At 70.5% G+C, this 20,622-nt stretch carries 9 protein-coding genes; 5 read left to right on the top strand and 4 right to left on the bottom strand.

Annotated features, from left to right (window positions below):
* Window positions 1-34: 34 nt before the first annotated feature.
* Window positions 35-11,194: a hypothetical protein gene (locus ACJH5R_RS19185; RefSeq protein WP_406782591.1), complete on the bottom strand. Its 11,160-nt coding sequence runs from the start codon at window positions 11,192-11,194 to the stop codon at window positions 35-37.
* A 486-nt stretch (window positions 11,195-11,680) separates the two neighbouring features.
* On the opposite strand from ACJH5R_RS19185, the gene ACJH5R_RS19180 reads away from it, so the two are divergent.
* Both ACJH5R_RS19180 and ACJH5R_RS19175 read left to right on the top strand, forming a co-directional pair.
* Window positions 11,681-11,893 (top strand): hypothetical protein, encoded by a 213-nt coding sequence (locus tag ACJH5R_RS19180; protein WP_406759746.1) that lies wholly within the window; start codon window positions 11,681-11,683, stop codon window positions 11,891-11,893.
* A 150-nt stretch (window positions 11,894-12,043) separates the two neighbouring features.
* The gene (locus ACJH5R_RS19175; protein ID WP_406782599.1) at window positions 12,044-15,283 is read left to right on the top strand and encodes a LuxR C-terminal-related transcriptional regulator; all 3,240 of its coding nucleotides are present in this window, start codon (window positions 12,044-12,046) and stop codon (window positions 15,281-15,283) included.
* A 23-nt stretch (window positions 15,284-15,306) separates the two neighbouring features.
* Here the strand turns inward: ACJH5R_RS19175 and ACJH5R_RS19170 are convergent, their stop codons facing one another.
* The 3 genes from ACJH5R_RS19170 to ACJH5R_RS19160 form a co-directional block, all read right to left on the bottom strand.
* Complete coding sequence (locus tag ACJH5R_RS19170; RefSeq protein ID WP_406759745.1) at window positions 15,307-16,272, bottom strand: fatty acid desaturase; 966 nt, start codon at window positions 16,270-16,272, stop codon at window positions 15,307-15,309.
* A 184-nt stretch (window positions 16,273-16,456) separates the two neighbouring features.
* Window positions 16,457-17,362: an SDR family oxidoreductase gene (locus ACJH5R_RS19165; protein ID WP_406759744.1), complete on the bottom strand. Its 906-nt coding sequence runs from the start codon at window positions 17,360-17,362 to the stop codon at window positions 16,457-16,459.
* Between the two features lie 13 nt (window positions 17,363-17,375).
* On the bottom strand, window positions 17,376-18,152 hold the full coding sequence (locus ACJH5R_RS19160; RefSeq protein ID WP_406782590.1) for an SDR family oxidoreductase: 777 nt from the start codon (window positions 18,150-18,152) through the stop codon (window positions 17,376-17,378).
* Between the two features lie 68 nt (window positions 18,153-18,220).
* Here ACJH5R_RS19160 and echA20 point away from each other — a divergent pair, with 68 nt between their 5' ends.
* From echA20 to ipdB, 3 genes are read left to right on the top strand one after another with little or no spacing between them, the layout of a single operon-like run.
* Complete coding sequence (gene echA20, locus ACJH5R_RS19155; RefSeq protein ID WP_406759742.1) at window positions 18,221-18,979, top strand: (7aS)-7a-methyl-1,5-dioxo-2,3,5,6,7,7a-hexahydro-1H-indene-carboxyl-CoA hydrolase; 759 nt, start codon at window positions 18,221-18,223, stop codon at window positions 18,977-18,979.
* The gene (gene ipdA / locus ACJH5R_RS19150) at window positions 18,976-19,866 is read left to right on the top strand and encodes a cholesterol ring-cleaving hydrolase subunit IpdA (RefSeq protein WP_406759741.1); all 891 of its coding nucleotides are present in this window, start codon (window positions 18,976-18,978) and stop codon (window positions 19,864-19,866) included. Before echA20 ends, ipdA begins: the two co-directional genes overlap by 4 nt.
* Window positions 19,863-20,615, top strand: coding sequence for a cholesterol ring-cleaving hydrolase subunit IpdB (gene ipdB / locus ACJH5R_RS19145; RefSeq protein ID WP_406782589.1), 753 nt, complete (start codon window positions 19,863-19,865; stop codon window positions 20,613-20,615). Before ipdA ends, ipdB begins: the two co-directional genes overlap by 4 nt.
* Window positions 20,616-20,622: the final 7 nt, after the last annotated feature.

The following is a 20,622-nucleotide window of genomic DNA, read 5'->3' as shown; positions in this document are numbered from 1 at the left end:
CACCCGGTGTGCGGGGCTCTCGTTGGCGAAACGCTTAAGGCGTTTTGCCGCTCGCGCCGGTCGTGCCGTTGGTGGCGCCGGTCCCACCCGTGCCGCCGGCACCACCGTTGATCGCACCGGCGTTGGTGCCGATGGATCCCGGACCGGTCGGCAGGTTCGGGGTGATGACGGTGCCGCCGGACCCGCCGCTACCGCCGACACCGTTGGTCGCCTGGCCGACGCCACCGTTGCCGCCCTTACCGCCATTACCGCCGTGCACGTTGTTGACCGGTCCGGAGGCGCTGGTGGTTCCGTTGCTGATCGAGGACGGAGGCGTTCCCTTGCCGGTCCAGCCCCAGCGGATGTTGCTGCCGTCGCCGCCCTTGCCGCCGGCACCGCCGTCGCCACCGGTGCTGCCTGCCCCGACACCGGCGCCGCCGTTGCCACCGGTACCGCCCGCGCCGCCGTTGGAGCCGGCCGCGTACTGATCGCTGCCGCCCATGCCGCCGGCACCGCCGTCTCCGCCGACGAATCCGGTACCGCCGTTGCCACCGGTACCACCGGCGCCGGTGACATTGGCCGGGGTCCCCGCCGAGGAGTTTCCGGCGGTGTCGAGGTAGCCCAGCGGTTGGAGGTTTCCACTGCTGCCACCCTTGCCGCCGACACCGCCGTCGCCACCGTTACCCGCGTGGCCGGCAGCGCCCAGGCTGGTACCGGCACCGGCCGCACCGCCGTTGCCGCCGGCGCCACCGGCGCCACCATTCGCGCCGGTGCCGATGTTGTGGCCCTGGAGCGGCTCACCGTCATTGCCGTGCGTGGTGTAACCGCCGTTGCCGCCGTCCGCGCCCGCGCCGCCCTTACCGCCGTCGCCACCATTGGTGCCCACACCGGTAGTCCCGCCGCCGGCCCCGCCGGACCCACCGGTACCACCGGTGCCGCCGGCGCCGCCAACGGTTCCGTTGCTGGCAGCGGCGTTGTACTCCGGAGACGCAACCCCGTTGGTGCCCTTGGCGCCGTCGCCGCCGTCGCCACCGTTTCCGGCCACGCCGCCGTTACTGTCGATGCCCGACGTTCCGTTGGCCGCACTGCCGCCGGCGGCGCCGTTGCCGGCGTTGCCGCCGGTGCCGCCGTTGCCACCCTTGCCGCTGGCCGCGGTGGCGTTGGCCCCGTCGCCGCCGTCGCCGCCGCTGCCGGCCTTGCCGGCATTGCCACCGGTGTCGCCGACCCCCGCGCCGGCCTTACCGCCGGCACCGGCGTTGCCGCCGTTGCCGCCGGCGGAGCCGTTGGAGCCGGCCGTGGTCGCGTTGTTGCCGGTGCCGCCGTTGCCGCCGCTGCCCCCGGCCCCACCGTTGCCGAGCGTCCCGGCTGCACCGCCCTGGCCGCCGGCCCCACCGTTCTGGCCGGCGCCGCTGGCCAGCGTGGTGCCGGTGCCGCCATCGCCGCCCTTACCGCCGTTACCACCGGCAGTACCGGCCGCACCGGCCGCGCCGTTGGCGGCCGACTGCCCACCGCCACTGTCGCCACCGGCACCCGCGCTGCCCGCAGCGCCGCGGTTACCGCCGGCGCCACCGGCGCCACCGACGCCCGCGGTCGTCCCGGTGCCACCACCGAGGCCCTTACCACCGGCACCACCGTTGCCGGCATTGCCGCCGCTGCCGGCGTTGCCACCGACACCACCAGCACCGTGATGGTTCGCCGCACCGTTGCTGGCGGTGCCACTGGCCCCGCCGGCGCCACCGGCGCCACCGTTGCCGCCCTTGCCACCGCTTGTGCCGTCGCCACCGGTGCCGCCGGCGGCACCGGCCACTGTGGCATCCGCGCCGGCCTTGCCGTCCGCGCCGGAACCACCGTTGCCGGCGTTGCCACCCTGACCACCGGCGCCACCGCTGGCCGCCACCGCGCCCCGGTCGCCACCGGCGCCGCCGACTCCACCCTGGCCACCGTTGCCGCCGTTGGCCGAACTGCCCGCCGCCTGGGTGAAGCCATTGCCACCCCGCCCGCCGGCACCACCATCAGCACCCTGGCCGTCGGCACCACGGTCCACCCCGTTGGCCTGCAGGCCACCGACGCCACCGCTGCCGCCCTTGCCACCGCTGCCGCCGGTGCCACCGTTGGGGTTGGCCGAGCTACTGGCATCGGTACCGGCGGCCCCCTGGCCGCCCTTGCCACCGGCACCACCAACACCCGCGTCGCCGTTGGCTCCATCGGTGGCCGCACCGGTCCCGGTGCCGGCCTTGCCGCCGACACCGGCGTTGCCGCCGTTACCGCCGTCATGGCCCGCGCCACCGGCACCGTTGTTCACACCCGCAACCCCGGCACTACCCGCAGCCCCCTGGTCACCGGCACCACCGTTACCGGCGTTACCACCCGAGCCCGCAGCACCCGTGGCACCCGTGGTCGAACCGGTACCACCGACACCACCGTTACCGCCGGAGCCACCGTTACCGCCGTTGCCGCCGTTGCCGTCACCGGTCACAAACGACCCGGCCGCACCGTCAATACCGTTGCCGCCCTTACCACCGGCGCCACCATCGGCACCGGCACCCGAGGCAGCGTGCGTGGAACCGTCGGCCTCCAGGCCACCCTTGCCACCGTTACCGCCGGCGCCACCGCTGCCACCGGAGGTGCCGCTGTCGCCGGCATTGACACCGTTGACACCCGCGGCACCTTGGCCGCCCTTACCGCCGGCACCACCAACACCCGCGTCGCCGTTGGCTCCATCGGTGGCCGCACCGGTCCCGGTGCCGGCCTTGCCGCCGACACCGGCGTTGCCGCCGCTGCCGCCGTCATGGCCCGCGCCACCGGCACCGTTGTTCACACCCGCAACCCCGGCACTACCCGCAGCCCCCTGGTCACCGGCACCACCGTTACCGGCGTTACCACCCGAGCCCGCAGCACCCGTGGCACCCGTGGTCGAACCGGTACCACCGACACCACCGTTACCGCCGGAGCCACCGTTACCGCCGTTGCCGCCGTTGCCGTCACCGGTCACAAACGACCCGGCCGCACCGTCAATACCGTTGCCGCCCTTACCACCGGCACCACCGCTGCCACCGGCACCCGCGGCAGCGTGCGTGGAACCGTCGGCCTCCAAGCCGCCCAGGCCGCCGTTACCGCCCTTGCCGCCGTTGCCACCGGCGACACCGTTGACGTCAGCGGTGGTGCCGTCGGCGCCGTCGGTGCCCTTGGCACCGCTACCGCCGTTGCCACCGACACCGGCTGAACCGTCGGTGCCGTTGTCGGAGTGCTGACCGCCGCCGCTGTCGCCACCTTGGCCACCGATTCCGGCGTTACCGCCGGCGCCGCCGTTCTGCCCGTCGCCGCCACCGGTGCTGCCGTTGGCACCATCGGCGCCGTTGCCGCCGTTGCCACCGTTGCCACCGAGCCCGCCGACACCGTGGTCACCCGCGGTGTGTCCGGTGCCTGCGACACCGCCGTTACCACCGGCGCCACCGTTGCCACCGTTGCCGCCGTCGGCCCCGGGCGCCGAGCCGTTGAGACCGTTGTAACCGTTGCCGCCAGCGCCACCGTCGCCACCGCTGCCGCCGTCGCCCTGGTTGAGCTGCGTTCCGTTGCCGGCGAAACCACCGGCACCACCGTTGCCGCCGGCACCGCCGTTACCACCGGCCGTTCCGTTGATGTCGCCGGCCTTGCCGTTGGCACCGATGTAGCCGCGGCCACCGTCGGCGCCGTCGCCACCGATGCTTCCGTTACCGGCCTGCCCGGCGGCACCAGTGGTGCCGTCGCCATTGTCGCCACCGGCACCTGCCGCGCCGGCGCTGCCGCCGGAGCCACCGGCCCCACCGTTGCCACCGTCGAGGTGGCTCGCGGTCCCGTTGGCGCCCTTGCCGCCGCTACCGGCGCTACCGGCGTTACCACCGTTTCCGCCGGCACCGCCGGCGCCGTGGACGCCATCGGTGGCACCGTTGAGGCCGATACCGGCGTTGCCGCCAGCCGCGCCGGCGCCGCCGGCGCCGCCGTTGCCGGCGTTGCCGCCCTGGCCACCGTCACCGTTGTCGCCACCGGCGAAGGTGCCGGTAGCGCCCTTGGCGCCATCGCCGCCGTCACCACCATTGCCGCCGTTGCCGCCTAGGCCGCCACTGCCGGCGTGGTAACCGACGCCGCTGCCGGCACCGCCGTCGCCGCCCTTACCGCCGGCTCCACCGGCCTGGCCGTCGCCGCCGGCCTCACCGGGCTGGGTTCCGCTGCCGCCGTTGGCGCCGTTGGGACCGTTCGGGCCCGGCAGTCCATCACCGCCGTAGCCACCGTTGCCGCCGTTGCCTTCGCCCGTGGCGCTGCCACCGGTGCCGCCGTCACCGCCGTGCTGGCCGCCGTCGCCGCCGTCACCGGCATTGCCACCATCACCGGTCTGGGTGCCGCCGGCACCACCGTCGCCACCGTTGCCACCGTCACCGGTCTGGCCTGTGCCACCGTCTCCGGCGTCGCCACCATTGCCGTTGGCGCCGGCGTCGCCGCCACCACCACCGGCACCACCGTTGTGGTCGCCGTTGCCGCCATCGCCGCCGTTGCCGCCGTTGCCGGTGTCGGTACCACCGGCACCACCGGAGCCACCGGAGCCGCCGTTGGAGTTGTCACCGTGCCCATCGCCACCGTTACCGGCATTGCCGCCGTTGCCGTGGCTGCCGGCGTCGCCACCATTGCCACCGTTGCCACCGTCGCCGTTGGGGTTGGTGTAGCCGTTACCGCCGTCGCCGCCATCTCCCGACGGCGTGCCTTCGGCACCGTCGCCACCGTCGCCGCCGGCATTGCCGGTGCCACCTGCACCACCGGTTCCGGCACCACCGCCGGATCCCCCGGACCCGGCGTTACCGGTGTCGCCACCCTTGCCGCCGTCGCCGCCGTCGGGGTTGGTGGCGTCGCCGTCGGCACCCTTGCCGCCGTTGCCGGCCGAACCGGCGTTACCGCCGGCGCCTCCGTCGCCGCCATCGCCGTTGTTGCCGGCGTTGCCGTTGTTGGCACCGCCGCCGCTGCCGCCGGTACCACCGGCACCGCCGGTACCACCCGAGCCGCCGTTGCTGCCGGTACCGCCGTCGGCGCCGGGAGTGGTGGCGTCGCCGCCGTCCGCTCCGGCACCACCGTTGCCGGCGTCACCACCGCTGCCGGCATTACCACCGGCACCACCGTTGCCCACGACCGAACCGCCGGTGCCACCAGAGCCACCGTTGCCTCCGGCACCACCGTTGGTGCCGTCGCCACCGGCCTGCGACGGGTCCGTGCTGTCGCTGCCGTCTGTGCCGTTGGAGCCCGAGCCGCCGTTGCCGCCCTGTCCGCCGTTGCCGTGGTCACCGGCGTTACCACCGGCGCCACCGTTGCCACCGGCCGTGCCGGGGGCGGCGTTCGGGTCGGTGGAGGCGTCGTAGCCGTTGCCTCCGGCGCCACCGTCTCCACCGGCGTCCGCTGTGCCGTCGGTCCCGCCATTACCGGCCGTGCCGGTACCGCCGGCACCGCCGCTGCCCGCCGAACCGCCGGTTGCGCCCTGGCCGATGGCGCCGTCGTTGCCGCCGTCACCGCCCTTGCCGCCGTCGGGGTTGTTGGCGTCGCCGTCCGCGCCCTTGCCGCCGTTGCCGCCGACACCGGCGTTGCCGCCGTTACCGCCGTTGCCGCCGTCGCCGTTGGCACCCGCCGAACCGTTGGTCGCCGAGCCGCCGTTACCGCCGTTGCCGGCCTTGCCGCCGGCCCCCGCGTCGCCACCGACACCGCCGTTGCCGCCGTCCTGGCCGGGTGCGGTGGCGTCGGTACCGTTGGCGCCCGTTCCACCGGAGCCGCCGTTGCCGCCGTTGCCGGCCAAACCGCCGGCCCCGCCGTCGCCTTCGACCGAGCCGCCCTTACCACCGGCACCGCCGTTGCCGCCGGAGCCGCCGGCCGTGCCGGAGCCACCCGCGTTGCCGTTGCCGTCACCGTCGGTGCCGCTGCCGTTCGCACCGGTGCTGCCGTCGGTGCCGCTACCGCCGTTGCCGCCCAGACCACCGTTGCCGTGGTCGCCGGCGTCACCACCGGCACCACCGTTGCCACCAGAGGTCCCCGGCGCCGCGTTCGGGTCGGTCGAGGCGTCGTAACCGTCGCCACCGGTGCCGCCGTTGCCCTGGGAACCGGAGGGGATGCCCCCGTCCTGACCGTCCGTACCGTGGGTCAGGCCGCTGCCGCCCGTGCCACCGGTACCGCCGGTGGCGGCGTTACCGCCCTGACCACCATTGCCACCGTCGGGGTTCTCCGCGGTGCCGTGCGCACCCGTGCCGCCGTCGCCGGCCTTGCCGGAATCGGCACCATCGCCCGCGTTGCCGCCGGCACCCTCGCTGCCCGCCTTACCGTGCGTGGAACCACCGGCGGCACCACCTGCGCCGCCATCGCCACCGGCACCACCGGTGCCGGCGCTGCCACCCGCACCGCCGTTACCGTTTCCGCCGTTGTCAAACGTGCCGTCCGCACCATTGGCGCCATTGCCACCGACACCACCGTCGGCGCCGGCGCCACCGGCACCACCGTTACCGCCATCACCGGCGAGCGATCCACCGGCACCACCGGCACCGCCGGTACCGCCCTTACCGCCCGATCCGCCGGTCTGTCCGGCGTCGCCCGGGTTTTCGCCGTTGCCACCGGCACCACCGGCGACACCACTGCCGGCGTTGCCGCCGTTACCGCCATTGCCGTGGTCACCGGCGGCACCACCGGCACCGCCGTTGCCGCCGGCCGTTCCCGGTGCGGCGGTCGGGTCGGACGCGGCGTCATAGCCTGTCCCGCCGTTACCGCCGTTACCGCCGCTGCCGGGGGTGTTGCCTGCCGAGCCGTTGTTGCCTGCGGTTGCGCCGGATCCGCCGGTTCCGCCGCCGCCGCCGACGCCGACGTTGCCGCCGTGGCCGCCCGCGCCGCCGTCGGGGTGGGCCGCCGTGCCGTCGATACCGTCGCCACCGTCGCCGGGAGCACCGCCGTTGCCACCGTTGCCGGCATTGCCGCCGGCCCCGGTGGTGCCACCACCGGCACCGCCGTTGCCACCGGTACCACCGCCGCCGCCGTTTCCGCCGGCGAACCCGTCCGCGTGCCCGGCGTCGCCGTTGTTGCCGTCGAAACCGGCACCGCCCTGACCGCCATTACCGCCGAGGCCACCGTGGCCGTCGGTCGCATGTCCGCCGCCGACTTCTTGGCCGCCGGCGCCACCCGCGCCACCGGTACCGCCATTGCCGCCGGCGGTGCCGTCGACATTGTCCCGGTCGCCGTTTGCGCCGTCCAGGCCGGAACCGCCCGCGCCGCCGTTACCGCCGGTGCCGGCGGCACCATTGCCGCCGTTGACGCCCTGCTGACCGCCGCCGGAGTCACCGCCCTTGCCGCCAGCCCCGGCATTGCCACCGTCACCACCGGCGCCACCGTCGTAGCCACCCACGTGCTCGGCGTCTCCGTTGGCACCGTTGGATCCGTCGGCGCCGTTACCGCCGTTTCCGCCGTTGCCGCCGGCGCCACCGACGCCGTGGCCACCGGTGGCCGCACCCGTACCGCCGACACCACCAGCGCCACCATCGCCACCCGTACCACCGGACTGGCCGTCTCCGCCCGGGTTGGTGCCGTTGGCACCGTTGAAGCCGCTACCACCACGGCCACCGGCGCCACCGGCGCCGCCGTTGCCGTCGGCCGCCTGGGCGGTGCCGTCGGCTTGCACGCCGCCCTTGCCGCCGTTGCCGCCGGCGCCGCCGGCCGCACCCGCGGTGCCGTTGACGTTCCCCGCGGTGCCGTTGGTGCCGTCCAGACCGGCGCCACCGACGCCACCGTTGCCGCCTTGGCCGGCGGTGCCGGAGTTGCCGCCGGCGGCGGTGGTTCCGTTGCCGTTGTCGCCGCCCGCTCCGCCGATGCCGGCGTTGCCACCAGCACCACCGTCTTGGCCCGCGTAGCCCGCCTGGTGCTGCGCGTCGCCGTTGGCACCGCTAGCGCCGTCCGCGCCAGCACCACCGTTGCCGGCGTTACCACCCACACCACCAGCACCGTGGGCACCGGTGCTCGAGCCGGTGCCACCGGCCCCGCCGGCGCCACCGGTGCCACCGTTGCCACCGCGGGTGCCATCGGCACCGGGCTCGTCACCGTTGGTGCCGTTGATGCCGTTGCCGCCGCGCCCACCGGCGCCACCGGCACCACCCGTGCCCGTGGTGGCCTGGGTGGTGCCGTCCGCTTCGAGGCCACCCGTGCCGCCGTTACCGCCGGCCCCTCCGGCGCCACCGGCAGTCCCGTCGGGGTTCTCGGTGGTGCCGTTGGTGCCGTCGAGGCCGGTACCGCCTAGGCCACCGGCGCCGCCGTTGCCGGCGGTGCCGTCACTGCCATTGGCGGCGGAGGTGCCGCCGCCGCTGTCGCCGCCGGCGCCACCGATACCGGCGTTGCCGCCGGCACCACCGTCTTGGCCGGCATACCCGGCCGTGTGCTCACTATTGCCGTTGGCACCGTTGCCGCCGTCCGCGCCGCTACCACCGTTGCCGGCGTTACCGCCGACACCACCGGCGCCGTGGGCACCCTCGATCGTGCCGGTGCCGCCGACACCACCAGCGCCGCCGGCGCCACCATTGCCGCCGCGGGTGCCATCAGCCCCCGGCTCGTCACCGTGGAGGCCGTTGATGCCGTTACCGCCGCGGCCACCAGCACCGCCGGCACCACCAGTGCCCGTAGTGGCTGCCGTGCCATCGGTGTTCAGACCACCTTGGCCGCCGTTACCGCCGGCCCCACCGCTGCCGCCGGCGGTGCCGTCGGGGTTTTCGGCGGTGCCGTTGACACCGTCGAGGCCGGTGCCGCCGAGGCCACCGTTGCCGCCGATCCCGGCAACACCGTCAGCACCGCTGGCCGAGGTAGTGCCGTTACCGCTGTCGCCGCCGGCGCCGCCCTTACCGGCGTTGCCACCGTTGCCGCCGTCTTGACCCGCATACCCGCCGGCGTGCTCGCTGTCCCCGTTCGCGCCGTCACCACCGTCGGCGCCGTTACCCCCGTTGCCGCCGTTACCACCGAGGCCACCAACACCGTGAGCACCGTCGGTCGAGCCGTGCCCACCCTGGCCGCCGTTGCCACCCGCGCCACCATCACCGGCATGGGTGCCATCACCGCCGGGGGTGTTGCCGTTGTAGCCGTTGAAGCCGTTCCCGCCGGCACCACCATCACCACCGGCTCCACCGGCGCCTTGGGCGGCCTGGGAGCCCTCGGCGGTCAGGCCGCCGGCACCACCATCACCACCGTTGCCGCCCTGGCCACCGCCGGTGCCATTGATGCTGCCCGCGACACCATTGGTACCCAGGAAGCCATCGCCACCGGCCCCGCCATTGCCACCCACACTGCCGGTGCCGTCCACACCATCAGCACCCTGACCGCTGCCGTCACCACCGGTGCCGCCGGCACCGAAGTCGCCACCGGCGCCACCGACTCCACCATTGCCGGCGTCGGGATGCTCGACCGTGCCGGCAGCACCCTGGCCACCGGAACCGGCAACCCCGGCATTGCCACCATCCCCGGCGCCACCACCGGCACCCGCGCTACCGGCGTTGCCGTTGGTGGCGCTGCCGGCCGCACCGCCGGCACCGCCATGACCGCCCGCACCACCGGAACCGGCGTCACCACCGGCACCACCCTGGCCATCACCACCGTCAGCGAAGCTGCCGGTCGCACCATCAGCACCCGAGCCACCCGCGCCACCGGTCGCGCCTTTACCGCCGGCGCCACCGGAGCCGGCGTTGCCGGCCACCGCACCACCATTGCCGCCCGCACCCCCGGCGCCACCATGGCCACCGTTGCCACCGGAGACCCCGGAGCCACCGGCCGTGCTGGCATCGGCACCGATCGCACCCGCAATACCGTTACCGCCCAGGCCACCGGTTGCGCCGTTGCCGTGCGCACCACCATCACCGCCGGCCCCACCCTTGCCACCGGACGCGCCATCACCGTTGGCCAGGGTGCCGGTGCCGTTGCCACCGTTACCGCCGACCCCACCATTGCCACTGATCCCGGACGGGACCTGTCCGTCGGCGCCCGGACGGCCCGCGTTGCCCCACAGCCAGGACATGAACTTCTCACCGGCAGCCCCACCAACGCCGGCGATCGTGCCGATCTGGCCGCCGGCGCCGCCATCGCCACCATCACCGCCACCGAGGAGACCGTCACCACCGAGGCCACCGGCGCCGCCCTCACCGGCTAAGCCCGCATTACCGCCCACACCACCATTGCCGGCAGCACCGAAGTGCCCGCCCACACCACCGACACCACCACGGCCACCGACGCCACCATCGCCACCGTTACCGCCGACACCACCATTGCCACCCAGATCATCGGCACTCACCGCGCCGGCGCCACCGGCTCCACCCGTGCCACCAGTGCCCCCGACACCACCTGCGCCGCCCAGGCCGCCCAGGCCGAGCACGAAGCCGGCCGCACCACCCGCGCCGCCATTGCCACCCACACCACCGGTCAGGCCCTCGCCACCAGCGGTGCCATTGAGCGCACCCAAGACACCGTCAACACCAGCCGTGCCCGTGGTGCCGACCGCGCCCGCACCACCAGCGCCACCGGTGCCACCGAACCCGAACAGGCTGATCACATCACCGCCGGCACCACCATTACCGCCGGCCACCAACACATCCAGTGACGCCCCACCCACACCGCCCGCGCCGCCATCGCCGAACAACCACCCACCCACGCCACCAGCGCCACCATCGCCGCCGTCGGCACCCACACCACCGGTGCCGCCGTTGCCGAACATGCCCGCGCTACCACCGACACCACCAACACCCCCAGCGATCCCAGCGACACCGGCCGCACCGGCACCACCATCGCCGAACAAGAAGCCGCCATCACCGAGATTGCCGAACCACCCCGACCCACCCAGCAACGACTCATTGGTCCCATCGAAGCCATCGACGCCGTTACCGATCAACGCCCGACCGAACAAGTCCACAAACGGCTGATTCACCAAGTCCAAAAACTGCTGATTACCAGCAATAAAGTCCTGCGTCAGGTTGTACAGCGGCAGATACAAATCCTCGTGATAAAACGACGCCACCGCCACATCGAACTGCTCAAACGCATCGACGATGAACCCACCATCGGCCGCACCCGGCTCACCCCACCCCACCCACAACGCCGAACCCGGATCCGACAACTCCGACCAAAACCCCGGATCCAACACATCAAAACCATCCGCCGACGCCACCGACGCCGACCCCACCCCAAACCCCAAAAACACCGCCACAACACTCGACGCACCCACCACACGCCGACGGCCCACGGCCCGGCCGGACGAATGAACACCTTTGCTAGACATCCGACGGCTCATGACGACCCTCTCCATAACTTCTACTAAGCTTTCACGCAGGTTCGAATTATGGCCGTCTGTTCACTTATCGCAAACTCAAGCGCCGCTTATGTGGTTGCAACTACACGGCAGGACGCTCCACAGCTCTAGGTGGAGTCTTATATCCGCCGGTCACCGCCCTACGGACACGGCTAGCGCGATTAGAGTGATGTTGGTCACAGTCTAAAAATGTGAACCATTGGCACGAAATTTGCATTTACTTCACGGCGATTGGCGTTGATTGCACGCCTTTAATGCGTAGGTCAAAGAGGCCTACGCATGCAGTGGGTCAAATATTCAATCGCAGTTTGCTGACACGACAAATTCGGCAGCAATAAGACGCCGAATACGGGCCTCGACGACCCACCAGGGGCCGCCATGGAGCACATCCTGGGCTTCCTTGCTGCCGCTGCCCTCGATCAGGAGTTCGCGATCAGTTGGAGATCAGCGAAATACGTCCGCTGCGAGGCGGCGGACTGGGCAAGCGCAGCTCTGCCACTGTCACTGTGCGGCAGTGCGCCCCCCAAGAGCATCGGCAAAATTGCCGAAATCGCGCTGGTATCGTGGCGCCGAGACTGGTCGGTAACTTAGCGGTAAAAGTACCTAGATGACGGGAAGCAAGCCTTACGACTGCACAACTGCATGGATGCACAGCTGATCCATCCGGGGGGAATGGAGGGCTTGCCCGCTTGCGCGGGCGTCCTTGCCTCTGAGAGACGGTAGATGATGTCGCACGCGAAAGTGGCGCTTTTGCCACCTTCCCCACCTCGCACGGTCCTCGTGGTCAGCCCCGGAGACTCACGGCCACAATGGCAACCTCCGACAGAGTCCATGACCACCGGGCTCTCCTGGCTGGAACGCATGCTCGCCGAAGTCGTTGCCGCCCATCGTGGTGAACGTCTGATGGACCAGGACCACAACGGCAAGTTCGCCGTCGGGTTCGCCGACGCCGGCGACGCAGCCGCTTGTGCCATCGCATTGCAGCACGCCCCCTCGGCGCCGATCCGTCCGCGGATCGCCGTGCACGCCGACAAGGTCTCGGTGGCCGAGCCTTGGGCACACCGGCATTCGCTGGTGAATCGCGCCGCACGGCTCTGCGATCTCGCCCATAGCGGTCAGACGTTGTTGTCCGAGACGGCCCAGCGGTTGATGGCTGACCGACTCCCACCAGAGGCTTGGCTGATCGATCTGGGTGTGTTTCGGCTGCGCGGCATACCGTATCCGGAGCGGGTCGCGCAGCTCTGCCACCGCGAGCTTGTCATCGACTTTCCGCCGCTTCGAACCGGAAATGCGGTGCACGAGCCCTACTTTCCGACGCCACTGACGAGTTTCGTCGGACGCGAAACGGAGTTGGCCGAGCTGCGGCGGCTGGTTGACGGCAACCGCCTTGTGACGCTGACCGGCTCCGGCGGCGTCGGCAAGACACGGCTCGCGCTGCAACTGGCCGAGGAATTTGTCGACCGGTTCCGCGATGGAGCATGGTGCGTGGACCTGGCGCCGATCACCGATCCGGAGCTGGTTCCCGAGCGAGTGACGCACATGTTGGGCCTGCCGGACCGACCGGACCGCTCCCCGGTGGACCCCCTCGTCCGCTTCATCGCGGACCGCCAATTGCTGCTGGTGCTCGACAATTGTGAGCATCTACTGGACGCGTGCGCGCAGCTGACCGCGACGCTGTTGGCCGCGGGTGCAGAGCTGACCATCCTGGCGACGAGTCGCGAGCCCATCGGGGTAGCCGGCGAAGTGACCTGGAAGACCCCTTCACTCTCGCTCGTCGACGAGGCTGTCGAGTTGTTCCGGCAGCGTGCTCGGCTGGTCCGGCCCGGATTCACCGACACCGACGGTGATGCCGCCTTGGTAGCCGAGATCTGTCGCCGCCTGGACGGGGTGCCATTGGCCATCGAGCTTGCCGCGACGCGGGTTCGGGCGTTGTCGCTGGCCGAGATCGCCGACGGGCTGGACGAGCGGTTCCAACTGTTGACCGGTGGTGCGCGCACGGTGGTCCCACGCCAGCAGACACTGCGGGCTTCCGAGGACTGGTCGCACGACTTGTTGAGCGAACCCGAGCGCGTGGTGTTTCGCCGTTTGGCGCCATTTCGTGGCGGTTTCGACATCGATGCCGCCCACGCCGTGGCCGGCGGCACTGACCTGCCGCGTGGGCAGATCATCGACAAACTCACGCAGTTGGTCGACAAATCGCTGGTGATAGCCGACAGCACCGGAGAGTCGACGCGCTTCCGGATGTTGCAGACCGTGCAGCAGTACGCCCTGGAAAAGCTTGAACAGGCCGGGGAATCAAAGGCCATCCGGGCGCGCCACCGTGATCACTACACAGCCCTGTTCGGCTCCGAGGTGACCGCCGGATACGGCTGGCACATCGCGCAGGCGGAACTCGAGATCGACAACCTCAGGGCCGCCTTCGCCTGGAGCCGCCAGCATGGCGAGCTGGAGCTTGCCGCGCGGCTCGCCTCAGCACTGCTCCCGCTGTGGATCCACAGCCGGACCCTGGAGGGGCTGGCATGGTTCAACGCCGTGCTCGCCGTCGGCGACGCGATGGCGCCTGCCGCGCGCGCCCGCGCGCTTGCGGACAAGGCCATCTTCGACGCGTTGATCGGGAACTACGGGCAGGTCCAACAAGCAGAGGAAGCGGTCTCGATCGCACGGAATCTCGATGAACCGGGACTGCTCGCCTGGGCCCTGGCCGCCTGCGGCTTCACCTGTAGCTACAGCCCCGAGCTCGCCCTGCCCTACTTTGAGCAGGCCATCGCGCTTTCCCCGGCAATGAACGACGACTGGCGGTTGAGCCAGTTGTATGGCGTACAGGCATATTCGGCGTTCGTGGCCGGGGACCTGGAGACGATGCGGCTCGCCGCGGAGAAGGGCGCAACCCTCGGCGACGCGGTCGGTGACTGGTCGGTTGCGCGACTGTGCCGCCTTTGCCTGGGACTTGCGCACCTGCACCGCGCGGAGCTCCCACTGGCCGCCGAGCAGGCCCGACAGGTAGCCATGGAAGCCGAAGACGCACACGATCCGCTGTTCAGCTCCCAGAGTCTGACAGTCCTGGCCGAAGCCCTTGCATGCCAGGGCGATATCCGCGGGGCGCACGCGGCAGCGGACGCATGTGTCGAGGCCGCGGCCGAACTGATCGACTTCCACCGCGCGTTCGGATTCGGCGCGGTCACAGACACGCTGTTGGCCGCCGGCGATGTGCCCGGCGCAATCCGTGCAGCCGAGGCGGCGTGTGACGCGTGCGAGCTACCCCAACTGCTGGCCATCAACGGCAATCCGGTCGCCCGGGCGGCACTGGCATCCGGCGACTTGGTCGCGGCGCGCCGTTGGGCTGACGAGGCACTGTCGGTGGGTTCGGGTATCCACCGAATACTGCTGCTGGAGATACGCGGCCGGGTGGCCATGGCCGAAGGAGAGTTCGAGCAGGCCGAACGGGACGCACGCGACGCGCTGGCGATCGCGGCGCACACCGAGGCAGTTCTGGGCGCCCCGGATCTGATCGAATTGCTGGCGGCATTGGCGACTGCCGCCGGGCGACACCACGACGCAGCACGAATGTTCGGCTCAGCAGCGGGTGCCCGTAGTCGCACCGGCGCGGTCCGCGCCAAGGTCTACGACGCGGACTACGAAACCACTGTGGGCACGTTGCGAGAAGCGATGCAGCTGAACGATTTTGAGCGTCGTTGGGCTCAGGGCGAGGCCTTGTCGACGACTGAGGCCATCGCCTACGCATGCCGAGGCGACGAAAAGACCAAGGGCGAATCCAAACGCCCCTCCAGCGGTTGGGAATCGCTGACGCCGGCCGAACGCAATGTCGTCCGGCTCATCAGTGCCGGTCTGCGCGACAAAGACATCGCCGCCGAACTGAGCGTTTCACCACGAACGGTGCATTCGCATCTGAACCGGATCTACACCAAGCTCAACATCTCGTCCCGCTTGCAACTCGCGCAAGCGGCGGCGCAACATACCTGACCCGGCAGCGTTGCCCCGACGTATCAGGCGATGCGGGACTCGGGCTCCACGTACGCCCACTGCTTCCAGTGCCGGTATTCCTCGGCGGTCAGTTCCCGGCCGAGCAAGGTGGTGACGGCGGCGTCGTGCTCCAGGTAGAGCTCCTGGTTACGTCGCCACGCCGGCAGGTAGCGGTAGAACGGCAACCACGGGTGCAGATGATGGATGAGGTGGTAATTCTGGGACAGGCTCAGCGGAGCCATCAGCCATTCCATCCCCACCCGAAGCCGGCTGGCCCGATACCGGTCCTCACGCTGGGTGACGTCGATGCCGTGGTGCGGTAGCCAGTCGAACGCCCAGCCGATGATGAAGAGACCGAGGCGCTGCGGGATCAACACCACCTCCGCGAGCAGCCAGAAGTGGTCGGTGAGGATCGCCGCGACGGTCATGACGATCGTCAGCGTGAACAGCACCGACGTTTCGGCGAGCTCGGCAACCGGACGCCGCCAGGAATGGCGTATCCGCGGCCACAGCTTGCGGACATACCAGGTCGCGTTGAACAGGTCCATCAGCGCCCAGCGGAACGGCAGCTGCCAGGTGGGCGCGTGGGTGGCGAACATGTCGGGATCGCGCTCGGGATCATTGGTGTGGCGGTGATGCTCGCCGTGGACGTAACCGAAAGCCGGTAACGAGAACGGCAGCACCACCAACAGCCAAGCCACCCTGCCGACCACGGCGTTGACCCAGCGCACCGAGCAAAACGAACGGTGCAGGGCTTCGTGCGCCACCGAGAACAACACATACGTCACCAGGGTGCTCACCGGTATGACGACCCAGGCCGAAAGTGATCCGCGGGCTGCGCCGATGGCCACCAGCACGAATACGGTGACACCGGCCACCCCGAGCCCGAATGTGGGCCACGAGAAAGTCGGTACGCCCTCGCCGGGGTGTGGGTGGCGCCGACGCCGTACTGCCGCGGGTCGGTGGTCTTCCACCTCGAGCACCGACACGTGACCTCCAGCAGCTGGACATGAACAACGAGCGCGTCACCTAAGAGCAGGTGAAAGATTACGTCGCTTCCCAATGAGGGCCGGGCCGCAACGCATACTTGTCCGGCTAAGTAAGTATCACAATATTGACGCCCGCGTATAACGTCGCAGGTCCGCGCATCGAGACTTCCGTCTCCTTGAGGCGCTACGCCCCATACACCGGCACCGGCGGCCGCGACTGGCCCAGCAGCTCGGTGACGACCGGCCCCAGCTCGGCGGGATCCCAGCGGGAACCCTTGTCAGCCTGCGGTCCGTGCGCCCAACCCTCGGCGACCCGGATCTTGCCGCCTTCGACTTCGAAGACCTTGCCGGTCACGTCGCGCGATTCGACACTGCCCAGCCAGACCACCAGCGGGCTCACGTTCTCCGGCGCCATTGCGTCGAAGGCATCGCCCTGGGTGGCCATCATGTCGGCGAAGACGGTCTCGGTCATCCGGGTCCGCGCCGACGGGGCGATGGCGTTGGCGGTGACGCCGTAGCGGCCCATCTCGGCGGCGGCGACCAGGGTCAGTGCGGCGATGCCGGCCTTGGACGCGCTGTAGGTGGCCTGCCCGACGCTGCCCTGCAGGCCCGCACCCGAGCTGGTGTTGATGATCCGGGCGTCAACGGTCTCGCCGGCCTTGGACTTGGCCCGCCAGTACGCGGCAGCGTGTTTCATGGTCGCGAAGTGGCCCTTGAGGTGCACCGCGGTGACGGCGTCGAATTCCTCTTCGGTGGCGTTGGCGAACATCCGGTCACGGACGATGCCGGCGTTGTTCACCAGCACGTCGAGTGTGCCGTAGGTGTCGACAGCCTGCTTGATCAGAGCCTCGGCCTGGCCCCAGTCGGCGACGTTCGAACCGTTGGCGACGGCTTCGCCACCGGCGGCGACGATCTCGTCGACCACGTTCTGGGCGGCGCTGCCGCCGCCGGCCGGCGAACCGTCCAGGCCGACGCCGATGTCGTTGACCACGACCCGGGCGCCCTCGGCGGCAAAGGCCAGCGCGTGCGCCCGCCCGATTCCGCCGCCCGCTCCGGTGACGATGACCACGCGGCCGTCAAGAAGTCCCATGAGTGCTCTCTCCTTATTTGTTAGCGCTGGAAGCGTCGAGGTAAGCGGGGTTCTCGCCGCCACCGTGCACGGTCAGGCTGGCGCCGCTGACATAGGACGCCAGTTCGGAACTCAAAAATGCGGCCGTCCAACCGATTTCGGATGGCTTGGCCAGCCGGCCCAGCGGCACCGTGGCACCGACGGCGGCCACCGATTCGGCGTCGCCGTAGAACAGTTCGGACTGCTCGGTCTCGACCATGCCCACCACGATCGAGTTGACCCGCACCTTCGGCGCCCATTCGACGGCCAGCGACGTGGTCAAGCTGTCCACCCCGGCCTTGGCCGCACCGTAGGCGGCGGTCCCCGGAGACGGCCGGCGGCCGCTGACGCTGGTGATGTTGACGATCGCGCCCCCACCGTCTTGGTTCTGCATGACCGCGTTGGCGTGGGTGGACACGTACAGGGCGCTGAGCAGGTTCAGCTCGATGATCTTGCGGCTGAAGTTGGCCGACGCGTCGGCGGCCAACGCGAACGGGGACCCGCCGGCGTTGTTGACCACGGCGTCGATCCGGCCGTGCTTGGCGACGATCGCCTCGATCAGGCCCTTCACCGCGTCGTCGTCGCGGACGTCGCAGGAATGGAACTCATACGGCAGTCCGTCCACCGGGCGTCGGGCGCAGGTCACCACCGTTGCGCCCTGATCGGCGAAGACGGCGCTGATGCCCGCGCCGACCCCTCGGACGCCACCGGTCACCAGCACCACCTTGCCGGTCAATCCGAGGTTGATAGCGGCAGCCGCAGAGTCAGACACTGTGCTAGCGTACCAAGCAAGTGCTTGCTTAGGTATCTAAGACCCCAATACGACAGGGAAGTCCGCCCATGCCGATCACATCCAAAACCGTCGAACCGGGGATCGTCGCGGTCACCGTCGACTACCCCCCGGTCAACGCCCTGCCGTCGCGGGCCTGGTTCGAGCTCGGCGAGGTCATCACCGCCGCCGGCAACGACATGTCTACCCACGCGGTGATCCTGCGCGCCGAGGGCCGTGGCTTCAACGCCGGTGTGGACATCAAGGAGATGCAGGCCACCGAGGGCTTCACCGCCCTGATCGACGCCAACCGCGGCTGCTTCGCGGCGTTCAAGGCCGTCTACGAGTGCGCAGTCCCGGTGATCGCCGCAGTCAACGGCTTCTGCGTCGGCGGCGGCATCGGCTTGGTCGGCAACGCCGACGTGATCGTCGCCTCCGACGACGCCAAGTTCGGCCTGCCCGAGGTGGAGCGCGGCGCCCTGGGTGCGGCCACCCACCTGTCCCGGCTGGTGCCGCAGCACATGATGCGCCGGCTGTTCTACACCGCAGCCACCGTCCCCGCCTCGGTCCTGGCCAACTACGGCTCGGTGCACGAGGTGGTGCCGCGCGCCGAGCTCGACGAGGCAGCGCTGCGGGTGGCCCGCGACATCGCGTCGAAGGACACCCGGGTGATCCGGGCCGCCAAGGAAGCCCTCAACCTGATCGACGTGCAGAAGGTCAACTCCAGCTACCGGATGGAGCAGGGTTTCACCTTTGAACTCAACCTCTCCGGTGTCGCCGACGAGCACCGCGACGAGTTCGCCGGTACCGAGAAGGGCGCTAAGAAATGAGCAAGGTAACGACTCTCGACGACGCCGTCGCCGAACTGCGCGACGGCATGACGATCGGCATCGGCGGCTGGGGCTCGCGCCGTAAGCCGATGGCGTTCGTTCGCGCCATCCTGCGCACCGACGTCAAGGACCTGACGGTAGTCACCTACGGCGGACCGGATCTGGGGCTGCTGTGCTCGGCGGGCAAGGTGCGCCGGGCCTACTACGGCTTCGTCTCGCTGGACTCCGCGCCGTTCTACGACCCGTGGTTCGCCAAGGCTCGCACCACCGGTGCCATACAGGCCCGCGAGATGGACGAGGGCATGCTGCGCTGCGGTCTGCAGGCCGCCGCCCAGCGGCTGCCGTTCCTGCCGATCCGCGCCGGTCTGGGCAGCTCGGTGATCGACTTCTGGGAGGGTGAGCTCAAGACCGTCACCTCCCCGTACCCGGTCTCGGCTGCAGAAGGGGGCGGACACGAGACGCTGGTCGCGATGCCGGCGCTGAACCTGGACGCCGCGTTCGTGCACATGAACATCGGCGATGAGCGCGGCAACGCCGCCTACACCGGGATCGACCCGTACTTCGACGACCTGTTCTTGATGTCGGCGCAGCGCCGGTTCCTGTCGGTGGAGAAGATCGTGCCCACCGAAGAGCTGATCGCCACCACGTCGCCGCAGACCCAGGTGATCAACCGGATGATGGTCGACAAGGTGGTGGAAGCCCCGGGTGGCGCCCACTTCACCATTGGCGCAGCCGATTACGGCCGCGACGAGAAGTTCCAGCGGCACTACGCCGAAGCCGCCAAGTCCGACGAGACCTGGGCGGAGTTCAAGGCCACCTACCTGTCCGGCAGCGAAGACGACTACCAGGCGGCGGTTAAGGCATTCGGAGCGGAGGCACAAGTATGACCGACTCACCCACACGCGCCGAGATCTGCGCCGTCGCCTGCGCCGAGCTGTTCCGCGACGCCGGCGAGATCATGGCCTCACCGATGGCCACGGTGCCCTCGGTCGGCGCCCGGTTGGCCCGCCTCACCTTCTCCCCCGACCTGGTGCTCACCGACGGCGAGGCCCGCATCCTGGCCGACACCCCGGCGATCGGCAAGGTCGGGCCGCTGGAGGGCTGGATGCCGTTCAACCGGGTCTTCGAAACCCTGTCGTGGGGCCGGCGCCATGTGATCATGGGCGCCAACCAGATCGACCGCTACGGCAACCAGAACCTGTCGGCATTCGGGCCGCTGCAGCAGCCCACCCGGCAGATGTTCGGGGTCCGCGGCGCACCCGGCAACACCATCAACCACACCACCAGCTACTGGGTGGGCGCGCACTCGTCACGGGTGTTCTGCGAGGCCGTCGACATCGTCTCGGGCATCGGCTACGACAAGGTCGATCCGGCCAACCCGGCGTTCCGGTTCTTCAACCTGGGCGGGGTGGTGACCAACCTCGGAGTGTTCGACTTCGGCGGCCCGGACCACCAGATGCGTGCGGTCTCGCTGCACCCCGGCGTCACCGCCGACGAGGTCACCGAGAACACCTCCTTCGAGGTACACGGCCTGGCCGACGCGGCAACGACCCGACTGCCTGAGGTCGAGGAGCTGCGACTGATCCGCGAGGTCATCGACCCGAAGTCGCTGCGGGACAAAGAAGTCAGAGCATGATGATCCG

The organism is Mycobacterium sp. SMC-19 (assembly GCF_045310815.1).
Taxonomy (GTDB): Bacteria; Actinomycetota; Actinomycetes; order Mycobacteriales; family Mycobacteriaceae; genus Mycobacterium.
Note: the sequence above shows the minus strand (reverse complement) of the source record. Positions and strands in the feature narration are given on the sequence as shown.

Bases quoted from the DNA above. Each gene is read 5' to 3' on its own strand.
- ipdB (WP_406782589.1), top strand. From the start codon at position 19,863: ATGACCGACTCACCCACACGCGCCGAGATCTGCGCCGTCGCCTGCGCC.
- ipdA (WP_406759741.1), top strand. From the start codon at position 18,976: ATGAGCAAGGTAACGACTCTCGACGACGCCGTCGCCGAACTGCGCGAC.
- echA20 (WP_406759742.1), top strand. From the start codon at position 18,221: ATGCCGATCACATCCAAAACCGTCGAACCGGGGATCGTCGCGGTCACC.
- ACJH5R_RS19180 (WP_406759746.1), top strand. From the start codon at position 11,681: ATGGAGCACATCCTGGGCTTCCTTGCTGCCGCTGCCCTCGATCAGGAG.
- ACJH5R_RS19165 (WP_406759744.1), bottom strand. From the start codon at position 17,362: ATGGGACTTCTTGACGGCCGCGTGGTCATCGTCACCGGAGCGGGCGGC.